At 41.1% G+C, this 12,696-nt stretch carries 13 protein-coding genes; 9 read left to right on the forward strand and 4 right to left on the reverse strand.

Annotation, left to right across the window (positions count from 1 at the left end):
* Window positions 1–132 precede the first annotated feature (132 nt).
* The 3 genes from mecA (at window position 133) to pepF (ending at window position 3,970) form a co-directional block, all read left to right on the forward strand.
* A complete protein-coding gene (gene mecA, locus AC1TO4_RS01110) occupies window positions 133–801 on the forward strand; it encodes an adaptor protein MecA (RefSeq protein ID WP_482103809.1) in 669 nt (222 codons plus the stop codon).
* A 145-nt stretch (window positions 802–946) separates the two neighbouring features.
* Window positions 947–2,098, forward strand: coding sequence for a competence protein CoiA (locus AC1TO4_RS01115; protein ID WP_482103810.1), 1,152 nt, complete (start codon window positions 947–949; stop codon window positions 2,096–2,098).
* Window positions 2,099–2,152: 54 nt separating this feature from the next.
* Window positions 2,153–3,970, forward strand: coding sequence for an oligoendopeptidase F (pepF, locus tag AC1TO4_RS01120; RefSeq protein WP_482103811.1), 1,818 nt, complete (start codon window positions 2,153–2,155; stop codon window positions 3,968–3,970).
* Between the two features lie 618 nt (window positions 3,971–4,588).
* Here the strand turns inward: pepF and AC1TO4_RS01125 are convergent.
* From AC1TO4_RS01125 to AC1TO4_RS01135, 3 genes are all read right to left on the reverse strand, one after another.
* Entirely contained in the window at window positions 4,589–5,395 is an 807-nt protein-coding gene (locus tag AC1TO4_RS01125; RefSeq protein WP_482103812.1) for a DsbA family protein, read from the reverse strand.
* The gene (locus AC1TO4_RS01130; protein ID WP_482100239.1) at window positions 5,392–5,784 is read right to left on the reverse strand and encodes a globin domain-containing protein; all 393 of its coding nucleotides are present in this window, start codon (window positions 5,782–5,784) and stop codon (window positions 5,392–5,394) included. Before AC1TO4_RS01130 ends, AC1TO4_RS01125 begins: the two co-directional genes overlap by 4 nt.
* Window positions 5,785–5,889: 105 nt before the next feature.
* A complete protein-coding gene (locus AC1TO4_RS01135) occupies window positions 5,890–6,579 on the reverse strand; it encodes a lytic transglycosylase domain-containing protein (RefSeq protein WP_482103813.1) in 690 nt (229 codons plus the stop codon).
* A 157-nt stretch (window positions 6,580–6,736) separates the two neighbouring features.
* Here AC1TO4_RS01135 and AC1TO4_RS01140 point away from each other — a divergent pair, with 157 nt between their 5' ends.
* The 4 genes from AC1TO4_RS01140 to AC1TO4_RS01155 are packed head-to-tail and all read left to right on the forward strand — an operon-like array spanning window position 6,737 to window position 9,547.
* Complete coding sequence (locus AC1TO4_RS01140) at window positions 6,737–7,126, forward strand: UPF0738 family protein (protein ID WP_482103814.1); 390 nt, start codon at window positions 6,737–6,739, stop codon at window positions 7,124–7,126.
* A gap of 18 nt (window positions 7,127–7,144) precedes the next feature.
* On the forward strand, window positions 7,145–7,819 hold the full coding sequence (yjbM, locus tag AC1TO4_RS01145) for a GTP diphosphokinase (RefSeq protein WP_482103815.1): 675 nt from the start codon (window positions 7,145–7,147) through the stop codon (window positions 7,817–7,819).
* Window positions 7,819–8,619: an NAD kinase gene (locus AC1TO4_RS01150; RefSeq protein WP_482104033.1), complete on the forward strand. Its 801-nt coding sequence runs from the start codon at window positions 7,819–7,821 to the stop codon at window positions 8,617–8,619. The genes yjbM and AC1TO4_RS01150 overlap by 1 nt, the downstream gene beginning before the upstream one ends.
* Entirely contained in the window at window positions 8,591–9,547 is a 957-nt protein-coding gene (locus tag AC1TO4_RS01155; protein WP_482103816.1) for an RluA family pseudouridine synthase, read from the forward strand. Before AC1TO4_RS01150 ends, AC1TO4_RS01155 begins: the two co-directional genes overlap by 29 nt.
* Here the strand turns inward: AC1TO4_RS01155 and prpE are convergent.
* Window positions 9,531–10,271: a bis(5'-nucleosyl)-tetraphosphatase PrpE gene (gene prpE, locus AC1TO4_RS01160; RefSeq protein ID WP_482103817.1), complete on the reverse strand. Its 741-nt coding sequence runs from the start codon at window positions 10,269–10,271 to the stop codon at window positions 9,531–9,533. The genes AC1TO4_RS01155 and prpE overlap by 17 nt on opposite strands.
* A 91-nt stretch (window positions 10,272–10,362) precedes the next feature.
* Between prpE and mgtE the strand changes: the two genes are divergently transcribed.
* Together mgtE and AC1TO4_RS01170 are read left to right on the forward strand one after the other, a co-directional pair.
* Complete coding sequence (gene mgtE / locus AC1TO4_RS01165; RefSeq protein WP_482103818.1) at window positions 10,363–11,736, forward strand: magnesium transporter; 1,374 nt, start codon at window positions 10,363–10,365, stop codon at window positions 11,734–11,736.
* Window positions 11,737–12,184: 448 nt separating this feature from the next.
* Entirely contained in the window at window positions 12,185–12,640 is a 456-nt protein-coding gene (locus AC1TO4_RS01170) for a hypothetical protein (protein ID WP_482103819.1), read from the forward strand.
* Window positions 12,641–12,696 lie beyond the last annotated feature (56 nt).

Here is a 12,696-nt window from a genome sequence, read left to right on the forward strand (position 1 = left end):
ATTATTCGTCCTAAGGCGTAACCCTTTCAAATCGTAGAGGACGGTCATATAGTAAGTATAAGCATTGCAGTTTTTTTACACACATTGAAGGGAACTGGACTTGTCCTGTTCCAAGGAAGGGAGAGAAAAGGGATGGAAATAGAGCGCATTAATGAAAATACAGTTAAGTTCTTTCTTTCATATATTGATATAGAAGAGCGTGGCTTTACCCGTGAAGAAGTTTGGTATAATCGCGATAAAAGCGAGGAATTATTCTGGGAAATGATGGAAGAAGTGAATGACGAAGCCGAATTTGAAGTTGAGGGACCATTGTGGATTCAGGTCCACGCGATGAATGGCGGTATTGAAGTGACTGTCACGCGAGCACAAATGTCAGAGGATGGCGAACCATTAGAATCACCATTTACAATGGATGATCCTAAAAAGTTATTTCAACATGGGAAAATGTTTGACGATGATGCGGATGGAAATAACTCGAAAATGTCAGAGATAGACGATATCGCATACGAGTGGCTTGACAATATGTTCGTCTTTACTGATTTTGATTACCTCATTCCATTATCTGTTAAAGCAGCAGACTATGATGTAAAAACATCGCTGTATTCATTTGAAGATAACTACTATCTACATGTGGAATATGATGTCGATACGATGGACGATTCGCGTAAGTCGGATTTGTTTAGCGTAATGTCCGAATTTGGAGATCCATCAAATTTGACAATTCATAGAATTGAAGAATATGGCGACCTCATTATGGACACTGATGTGTTTGCAAAAGTGCAACAGTACTTTGGAGATTGATTAAAGTTTCTTAAAACAGCTACCTACTATTGAATTGCACTACAATTGTTAGCTCAACCTAACAATTAGAGGTGCAGTTCAACGGGTAGCTTTTTTGTTTGCGTTTTTATTTGAATTTTCGTACTATTGAAGATGAGGGAGGGGATTGTTTATTCTTACAGCTAAAACAGGCGAAGGTGAAATCATTGTACTAACTAGGAAATTAAAAAGAGAAAAATTGAGACAGTGGCGACAGTTACAATTATTCTATTGCCAACAATGTAATACACAGGTTCAGTTAAAAGTTGGTGATATTAAAGTTCCTCATTTTTCACATATGAAAGGCGCATCCTGTTCGACCCTTTTTTCTGAAGGCGAGTCACAAGAACATTTACGAGGAAAACAGCAATTATATGGGTTTCTGCAACAATACGCGAAAGATGTAGAACTTGAACCCTTTTTGAAAATGCTGACGCAAAGACCCGATATTCTTTTAACTACACCAACAGAATCAATACCAATCGAATTTCAATGCAGCACCATTCCGATTGCTGACATTGAATCTAGATCAGATGGCTATCGTAGTATTGGCATGAATCCAATCTGGATTTTGCATACGCCGGCAAAATTCGTGCATGCGCCCGTAGGTATAGGCGTATTTCATTTATCAAAATTTCATGAGAGTTTCTTAACAAATACATCCCCTGAAGGTCTTACACTACTCACATATAACCCCCAAACAGAACGTTTTCACTACCTCACTAGTCTAATTTGTATTGCTGGTAAGCGTTATATCGGCATGCATCGGACTTTGCCGTTATCCCTTCAAATCTTTCCTTTTGCACGCCCAAAAGCACCATCAAAGAATGAAATCAGGAAGTATACAGCAATTTATATATCTATGCGAAATCAATTTATTCAATCATGCATATTATTGAATAGAAAAGGTGTAAATAATCCTTTTTTAAGAATGTGCTATGAAATGCGTACTTTACCTGCGCATCTTCCGCAATGGATTGGATTACCCGTTCTTTTTAACAATGTATTTAAGGAGCATGATTGTGAATGGCAATTGGCTTTCCTCTATCACGTGAATAGGGAAGGGATTAATATAATGGAAATTACAAATAGCCAGGTCAGAAGATATGTATCCCGATTGAATGGATCGTCAGAGGGACAGCTAAAAGCATGTCTTGCATACTTGAAATATCTTCGTTTCATTGGCGTTCATTCCATTAAAGATAGTACAGTTATAAGTGAAGAAGAAATTTCTGAGTTGTTATCAGAAAGATTCCTTGCAAAGTGGAGCGAAAATTGAGAAAATAGAATTGATTCGTATCCCGAAATAAAGGGAGAAGGGGGATTAATGAAAATGTCCGAAAACAAAAACAAAGTACTAACGCGTGAGGAAGTAAAAGTAGAGGAAACTTGGCGTCTTGAAGATATCTTTGCAACAGATGAAGCGTGGGAAAAAGAATACACTGAAGTGGAAGCGTTCTCCGGTAAGGCAGAGTCTTATAAAGGGACATTAACCAATGGCGGCGATGCATTATACAATGCTCTAAAATACCGTGACACACTCTCAGAGAGATTGCGTAGGCTTTACACATATGCGCATCTAAAGACTGACCAGGATACAACTAACAGCTTCTACCAGGCGATGGATAGTCGCGTGAAATCACTCTATGTCAAGGTGTCAACTGCGTTATCATTCTTCCTCCCAGAGCTTCTGTCAATTGATGAAGCTGAACTCGACAAACAGGTTGTTGAACATGAAGAACTTCGTCTTTATAAACAGGAATTCGAAGAAATTAATACACAAAGACCACATGTACTACCGGCTGAACAAGAAGCGCTTCTTGCCCAGTTATCGGAAGTGACAGGAAATTCTTCAGAAACGTTCAGTATGTTAAACAATGCTGATTTAACATTCCCGATGGTTAAAGACGAAAAGGGAGAAGAAATAGAGTTAACACATGGTCGCTATGTGAGGTTCTTAGAGAGTGACGATCCACGCGTTCGTGAAGAAGCATTCAAAGCGATGTATACAAGGTATGGTGAATTCCAGAATACTTTTGCATCGACTCTTTCTGGGAATGTGAAAAGCGATAACGTTAACGCACGCATCCGTAATTATTCATCTGCTCGTGAAGCGGCAATGTCGAATAATCATATTCCTGAACAAGTTTATGAAAACCTAGTTTCTACGATCAACAAAAACGTCCACTTATTGCAACGTTATGTGGCACTTCGTAAAAAAGTATTTGGACTTGAAGACCTTCATATGTGGGATATGTATGCACCACTCGTAAAGGATGCTGACATGAAAGTTCCATATGATGAAGCCGCACAGACGATGCTGGATAGTTTCCATCCGCTTGGTGAAGAATATGTCTCCATCGTCAAAGAAGGCCTTGAAAACCGCTGGGTCGATGTCCGTGAAAACAAAGGGAAACGTTCTGGAGCTTATTCCTCAGGTGCCTATGGAACGAATCCTTATGTGTTAATGAACTGGCAAGATAATGTCAGCAACTTATTCACGCTGGCACATGAATTCGGACATAGCGTCCATAGTTACTATTCACGTAAAAGCCAGCCATATGTCTACAGCGGATACTCCATTTTTGTGGCGGAAGTTGCGTCAACAGTGAATGAAGCTATATTGAATGATCATCTCTTGAAAACAATTGATGATGAACAAAAACGCATTTACTTACTGAATTATTGGCTCGATGGTTTCAGAGGAACTGTTTTCCGTCAGACGATGTTCGCTGAATTCGAACACCTGATTCACGAGCTTGACCAGCAAGGGGTCGCTTTGACTGCGGAAAAACTGACTGAAGAGTATTATGCGCTCAATAAAAAATATTTCGGTGAAGACTTGGTTGTCGATGAAGAAATCGGTTTGGAATGGGCTAGAATTCCTCACTTCTACTATAATTATTATGTCTATCAATACGCAACAGGTTATAGTGCTGCAGTTGCGCTCAGCAATCAAATTCTGACAGAAGGGGAGCCCGCTGTTGAACGTTATGTAAATAACTTCTTGAAAGCTGGTTCTTCCGATTATCCAATTGAAGTTCTTAAAAAGGCAGGCGTTGATATGACGAGCGCTGCGCCAATTGAAGAAGCGTGTCGTGTTTTCGAAGAGAAATTAAATGAATTAGAGGACCTGCTCTTGAAAAAGTAAATCAATTACGCCTCGGCGTAATCGTTTGGACACTCGCTGAACAGGAAAACAAAACCGCATTTATCTCCCACCTATGGAGGTGAGAGTCTTCTGCTGAATAAAGATAAAATACAGAAACAGCCTTATCCGCCTATTTTAAAAGCGGATAAGGCTGTTTTTTATCATAGATTTCGAAAAATATAAAGTAAGCCGCCTTCGTGTAACGGTCAATGTGACGTTCTTGTGAAATTCTTTGTGAATTGTTGATGCTACTATTATCTTGTGATAAGATAAGGATGTGAAATAAATCACATACCAAACATACACCCCTTTTGTTTGAACGTGAACATTTCCCCCATTCCCTTTGATATAGAGCATTCACTCCCCCCCAGGAGTGAGTGCTCTTTTCTGTTGGCGGAAAATGGCGGGCTTATTTAAAACGCATGGCATTCTTTGAATCGTTATTGTCTGTGAGTGAGATAGTCATGACTTACCTCCAAATATCCATGAATCAATCGTGCTAATTTATAGTAGTCCAGACAACTTTGAATACTCTTCCACAATGCGCAATCCATCCCATTCCCAATCAAACAAGCATCATCTCCCATAAATTCTGGGGGACGATGCTTGTTTAATGAATTAGCTCTTTTTTTTACGCCATAGTGTTATATCTTGAAAGGAAACGCGTTCAACATTTTGTTGAAGAAGTCGTTTTTTAAGTTCACGCTCAGCGGATTTCTCTGAGATGCTGTAAATGTTGGCAATTTCTATTGTGGAAAGTGTATCGAATCGTTGGAACAAATCCTCTAAAGGTGGAGGGATATCAGGGAAAACAGGCCCGCCTATCAGTTCTTCCAATATTTGTTCGTACACTTCATAGTCATACAAACCGCTTACTTTCAATCCTTCATCTTCAATGTTTTCATTGAAAAAAACGAAGGTAGGGGCTTTGTCGACTTCCATTTCTTTTGCCATATACAAATCGACTTGTAAAGACCGCAACACATTTTTTGAAGAGAAGTCCTGAATGAATTCGTCGACATCTAAATTTACCTTATTTGCAATTTCAAGGAGTACCGAAAATGATAAGACATTCCTAGATTTCAAAAATGAGTATTCTAGCATTTTGGATAAGAAACGGAACCCGGCACGTTTACCTTGAAACTCCGCAGTTTTAACAGCAATGCTTGGAAAAGAGGGATGGACTTTTTCACAAGCCAGCTCATCAATGAATTTTTCCTTAGATTGAAGATTCATCTTGGGCAGTGATGTACGCAATGCGATACGCAGTGTAAAGTATCGATCATACTCCACTTGCAGTTTCCGAAGTAAAGGCTGAAGTGACCAGCAATCTCCGCATAACGGGTCGATATAAACATACAACTCGACAGGTCTTTTGCATGAGGAAGGAATAACCGGATTCTCCATCAAATTTCGTCGATTCACGTTATCTCTCCCCCGGTCCTGTTCACCATATGATTGGCAGTCAAGACGAGGCGTTTATAGTAGATATCACGTATTTTTTCATCAAGTTCTACCTCATCCATCGCTTCTGCCATGCAAGCTAACCATGCTTCTGCTTGAACTGGAGTAATGGGAAATGGCATATGACGTGCTTTCATCATGGGATGGCCATGTTCTTCAGTATATAAATTGGGGCCGCCTAAATATTGTGTTTGAAATTGTTTTTGTTTACGTGCTGTTTCTGTCAGGTCGTCCGGGAAAATCGGGTATAGGTCCGGGTGTACGGCAACTTTAGCGTAAAACAGGTCGATAAGTTCCGATAACTTTGTAGCACCGATCTCCTCAAAAGGGATCAAAGGTTTTCGCATCATTCTGTCAATCTCCTTTGCTCTGACTGTACTGATATTCTATCAACCCTTCACTCCTTACACAAATAAATAGCTTGCAGAGTGAAATGGAAATCAAAATTATCATTGTTAAACTTTTAAATAGTCAAGCACTTTTGTGACATATTGCTGTGTTTCTTTGAAAGGAGGAATTCCCCCGTGTTTTTTTACGTTACCAGGACCTGCATTGTATGCGGCAAGCGCCAATTCAACATTGCCGTCGAACTGATTTAGCATTTGTCTTAAGTACTTCGCTCCACCCATCACGTTCTGAGCGGGGTCGAAACTATCTTTGACACCCAAGAACTTCGCAGTGCCGGGCATCAGTTGCATGAGTCCCTGTGCGCCTGCATGACTCACAACATTATTGTTAAAGTTTGACTCCTGTTTGATGACAGCAGCAATTAGATTATCCGGTAAATTGTATTTTTTTGCGGCTTGGCTGATAATTTCGCTATAGTTGCCATTCGTTGTAGATGTAGCGGCAATCGGAATAGGCTGCACTTGTTGAGTGGCATCCATTATGGCACTTAGCGTAGAAGGTTTGAAAATGCCATTAATCCCATTATATCTCAAACTTTCAGTTGTATTACTATTTCCAAGTAATGCGGACGTAGAAGAGGATAAGGAGTCCGTTATGGATGTGTCACCCAACATTTCTTCTAGTATCGTATTGAACATAGAGGTTGAAGTATTATTTTGTCCTGCATATGTCTGAACAGCACCTAGAGACTGGAGTGCATTTATCTCCAATACTGTACGAAATGTGCGCGTATCCATGACGATTTCCCCTTTCCTATGTGGTGTGAGTAATTGCTGGATATCTATCCTTACATATAGTATACCAATTTATGTGGAATAACGCATTTTCTAAACTGCATGCACGTTCTCCATATGATAGAATGTACGTAATGACAGATGAAGGGAAGAAGAAATTATGAACATACAAAATCGAATTCATAGAGCGCAGCGCAACAACGATCATGTCCTTTTTTTATTGGAAGAAGGTGCTGAGAAACCACAGGGGCTTCCATCAGGGAAGATGATTACAGATTCGGACAACCTTTCGTTTGTGTACCTGTTGGAAGGGGAAGAAGGATACAATCACGTTTATTTCCCTGAGGAAGTATGGCCATTCATGCTAGATGTATTGACAACGGAAACGGATCCTGCAATTTCTTGGCAAGAAGAACTAATTGTACTTCCCGGATTCAGAGATGAACTGTTGATGTTAATTTATAATATTGAGGGTAATGATAACTACGGGGAAGTTTTCTCTACGTCAGTTGAGAAAGCATTTAGTTCGATTCTTCAACAAATGGACTAACAGTTGGGAGGGATCCGGATGAGGCAGTGGAATCAGTTTCTAGAACCTTACAAACAAGCGGTTGATGAACTGAAAGTGAAATTGAAAGGTTTGCGAAATCAGTATGAATTGGAAGATGTGCATACGCCTGTTGAGTTTGTGACAGGTCGGATAAAACCGCTCGCGAGTATATATGATAAGACGCTTGAAAAAGGGATTCCGTTCGAACCTTCACCGGAACTTGCTGCCGAACTTCCTGATATCGCGGGAATTCGATTGATGTGTCAGTTTGTTGATGATATCAGTACCGTTGTGGAAACGTTACGACAGCGGAATGATCTCGAAGTGATAGAGGAACGCGATTATATATCGAATAATAAACCGAGTGGCTACAGATCTTACCATTTGATTATCAAATACCCCGTTCAGACAATACATGGGGAAAAGACCATTTTAGCGGAGATTCAAATTCGCACATTGGCAATGAATTTTTGGGCATCGATTGAGCACTCATTAAACTATAAATATGAAGGTGAAATGCCCGATGAAATTAGGCATCGGCTTGAAAGAGCCGCGGAAGCCGCTTTCCGACTGGATGAAGAAATGTCCTTAATCCGTAATGAAATACAGGATGCACAACAATATTTCAGTGCATTTAAGGAAACGGCTACGAGACGTTATGGTGAAAATAATGGGAAAGGAGGAGAAAAATGATGAAATTTGCAATCCAGTCACGTAATGATGATTTATCAAATCGATTACTTGGCGAAGCAAAAAACTATTTGGTTGATTTCGGCATGGTGTTTGACGAAGAAGAACCTGATATTGTTCTGTCGATTGGCGGGGATGGTACATTACTTCATGCCTTTCATAAATACCAACACCGCCTGAAAGAAACTGCATTTGTTGGAATTCATACAGGCCATCTAGGTTTCTATGCAGATTGGAAGCCGGCTGAAATTGAGAAACTTGTTATCTCAATCGCTCGTAAAGATTTTGAAGTTTTCGAATACCCGCTTCTGGATGTCAAGATTAATTATGCAAATGAAAGAGACAGTGCCCTATTCCTAGCACTGAATGAATCGACTGTGAAGTCACCTGACGTAACGCTTGTGATGGATGTTGAACTGAATGGCAACCATTTTGAACGCTTTCGCGGTGATGGTCTATGTATGTCTACACCTTCAGGATCCACTGCATATAATAAGGCGTTGGGAGGGGCAATCATCCATCCATCGCTGCCTTCAATGCAGCTAACGGAAATGGCGTCCATCAATAACCGGGTTTTCCGCACTGTGGGTTCATCGCTTGTTCTTCCAGCGCACCATAAATGTATATTGACTCCTGTCAAAGGACCGGATTTCATGGTAACAGTGGATCATTTGCAACTTCTTCATAAAGATGTAAAGTCAATTGAATACACAGTTTCACAAGAAAAAGTGCGTTTTGGAAGATTCCGACCGTTTCCATTTTGGAGAAGAGTACATGACTCATTCATCGACAGCGATGTTTAATGCGTTAGAGCGGGATGCACGTTTTCAACTTAAATTTCATGTAGATGAAGAGGGTCTGCTCCTGCGCGAATACCTCCACGCAAAAGGGATATCCAAAAGGACATTGACAGCGACTAAATACGACGGTGGCACTATTACAGTAAATGGATTTGAACGAAATGTTCGACATCACTTACAATTAGGCGACGAAGTAATTGTCTTCTTTCCACCGGAAGTACCGAGTCCCGGGTTACGCCCAGAGCCCGGTCCACTTTCTATTGTCTTTGAAGATGATGCACTTATTATTATTAATAAGCCAGCGGGTCAAAGTACGATACCGTCACGAGATCATCCAGCCGGTACGATTGCAAATTCACTTGCCGGTAAGTTTGCTATTGAACGATTGCCATCGACGGTTCATATTGTGACTCGCCTGGATAGGGATACTTCAGGTTTGATTTGTGTTGCAAAAAACCGACATATTCATCATCTATTAAGTGAGCAAATGATACATTCTGCTTTTCACAGACAATACGTGGCGATTGTAGAAGGCCATATACAGCAGGAAAAGTTCAGTATTTCACAACCAATTGGCAGAAAAGATGGCAGTATCATCGAGAGAATTGTTCGTGAAGATGGTCAGAAAGCCTTGACCAAAGTAGAAGTTAAAAGACATTCCGAATTAGATGGAAATAAATTTACAGAAATTACATTGATTTTACATACAGGAAGGACACATCAAATTCGTGTCCATATGCAGTGGGCGGGTTTTCCGCTCCATGGCGATGATTTATATGGCGGCGGTCGTGGATTGATTGGGCGACAGGCACTACACTGTGCAGAAATTGGATTTACCCATCCACTTACGGGTGAGTACCTAAAGTTCAGCTGTGAAAGCCCGGTGGATATGAAACAATTGTTGAACCCTAATGTCAATCAAAATCAGTGAACTTTTCAGGGATGAACGGCTGGTGTGATGGAACCGAGATGATTTCCATTTCGGGATAACGTAACGCGGAAAGCTTTCCTCCAAAGACACAACCTGTATCGATATTCGCAGTGTTATTTATGATGCGAGATTCTATTACAGGTGTATGCCCGTATACGATATAAGGAGTTCCTTTGTACTCCTTAGCCCAATCGCGTCGAAGAGGTCTTCCGTCAGGTAATTTCTGTCCTGTAATATCTCCGTAGAGGACGAAAACTCTCATCTTTTCCGAACGCGGTTTACCAATCATATCTTCGCGAATACCAGCGTGAACAACAATCAGATTGCCTACATCCAAGGATTGATACAATGGTAAACTTTCATAAAAACTACGATAATTACTAAGAAATTGCCTGCGTTCATCCTTTGATAATGCATCAAGTTCAGCCACCGTAGTTTCGAGCCCGTGTGTGAGTTGAACTTGATTTCCTTTGGCAAATCGATAAAATTTATTGCAATGATTTCCCGGGGAATAGAGAAGAGATTGGTTTTTTTGAATCTTGAATAAGAGATTTAACATCTTGATTGAGTCAGGACCTCTGTCCATGGCATCGCCAACAAAGGCGACTTTTCTTCCGTCCGGATGTAGGGGAACGCCTGTGCTTATGGTGTATCCCAGCTTTTGAATTAACTGCATAAATTCATCGTAACAACCATGGATATCGCCAATAATATCGAATTTCATAATATCAACATCCTTTTAGTATTTATATTAGTTTATAATACCCATATTCAAATCAATAATGCACGATAGACATAGAAAGGAAGGTGTAGCTATGAACACAAAAGAAGAGATGAATGAAGAAGTCATTTTCGATGAAGAGAAATTAATAGAGACGCTCGTTCAACATGATATAAAATCTTTCCGGAATGAATATCTACTCCTTCATCCGTATGATCGGGCACTGTTTTACGAGAAAGTTACACCAGAACTACGAGAAATCATTTATCAATACTTATCTCCGAAAGAACTTGCAGAAATTTTCGAGACAAGCGAAATTAGTGGCGACGAGTATAAGCAGTTCCTTCAGGAGATGGACACGACGTATGCAGCAGACATGATTTCGTACATGTTCGTCGATAACGCGGTAGATGTCCTGAATGAACTCGACAAAGCACAAGTTGTTAGTTATTTAACCTTGATGGATAAACAAGCGGCTGCCGAAATCAAAGCCTTACTCCATTATGAAGAGTATACGGCAGGTTCGATTATGACGACGGAATACGTAACAATTCCGCAAAACTCAACCGTTCGTTCTGCTATGACGATTTTGCGTAGTGAAGCACCAAAAGCGGAAACAATCTATTATATTTTTGTTGTGGATGATTCCTATCGTCTGACTGGTGTCATATCACTCCGAGATCTAATCATTGCACATGAAGATACGTTGATCAGTTCCATTATGAGTGAACGGGTTGTTAGTGTTCTTGTTTCGGAAGACCAGGAAGATGTAGCCCGAATGATTAAAGACTATAATTTCCTCGCAGTACCGGTCGTTGATTTCCAACATCATTTGCTAGGGATTATTACAGTTGATGACATTATTGACGTCCTTGATGAAGAAGCATCTGATGACTATTCCAAACTTGCAGGGGTTTCCAGTATGGATACTTTTGACAAAAACTCTTTCTCAGCGATGAAAAAGAGGCTTCCATGGTTACTTATCTTATTAGTACTTGGAATGCTAACTGCAAATTTGATTGATCTGTTTACTGAAACCATTTCAAAAGTAGCACTTCTTGCGGCATTCATTCCTCTGATTGCCGGAACAGCGGGGAATAGTGGTACTCAAGCGCTTGCTGTTGCAGTACGTGGTATCGCAACAGGTGACGTTGAGGATGAAAGTAAATTTAAGTTGCTTCTACGCGAGGCGGGAACGGGTCTCATGACGGGATTCATCTGCGCACTATTTGTTGTTGGTCTCATTTACGTTTGGAAGGATCAATTTGTGATAGGGCTGTTAGTCGGTGCCGCAATTTTTGTATCGATTTTTGTCGCGACAATTTCAGGCTCTTTCATTCCTTTGTTAATGCACAAATTGAAAATTGACCCGGCAGTTGCATCAGGGCCTTTTATTACGACGTTAAATGATGTTATAAGTGTTATTATTTATCTTGGCCTCGCTACTGTTTTCATCGCTGATCTTTAGATCGGCGGTGAATTTTTTTGTATGGAGAAGTTTAGGTGCGTGGGGCCTTCGGCTTTTCGGGTGATCCAGCTTCAGGCGCCAACTCCTCGGGTCATAAGGCAGGTCGGCTATGCGGCAAAGAGCGCCGCCCTGTCCTATGCCTGTCGGAGCTGTGCGGCGCCTTGCGCTTTTCGGTGGATCCAGCTTCAGGCGCCAGACGCTCGGGTCATAAGGCAGACCAGCTACGTGGCAAAGAACGCCACTGCGCTGGTCTGTCTTATGCCTGTCGCGTCTAGACGGCTCCTTCAGCTTTTCGGGTGATCCAGCTTCAGGCGCCAACTCCTCGGGTCATAAGGCAGGACGGCTATGCGGCAAAGAGCGCCGCTCCGCCGCCCTGTCTTATGCCTGTCGGAGCTGTGCGGCGCCTTGCGCTTTTCAGGTGACCATTCGAAATTTAGGCGCATATACTGTGGTTAAAAAGGATGTGCTGATCATTTATCGAAATGAGCCATTATTATTTGTTCATGGACCGCCTGTCTTTATGAAAATTGCCATCACAGTCGAGGAAAGCACGTCAGTATTTGTAATAGATGGGGGAGAACTTGAGGCTACAGTAGACGTTCTTGAAGAGGGTCTGGAGGGTAGGGAGATAGGTGAAGACCAGGTGCCAGAAGAAATACAATCATTCTCGGTTGCCGATCCATCTATCGTGAAGCGAATAATGTATCTAGGCACACCGTTTCCGCGGCAAGCATACCAACCCCTTCAATTTGTATTAAGTGATGAAACATTGACAGGGAAAATAGAGAAGATTGAGGGCGAAACACTATTCATTGAAGTCAAGGGTGGAGACAATGAATTTGTTGCTGTAGAAATGGGCAATATTAGTGAAATACTTTGGCGTGGTAATCCATTTAGGAGTTAGTAGGGAAGTAACCTGATCACATACTGGGCATTACGAGTACAGTTGTTCTTGGATTG

The organism is Sporosarcina sp. Y838, from assembly GCF_056786515.1.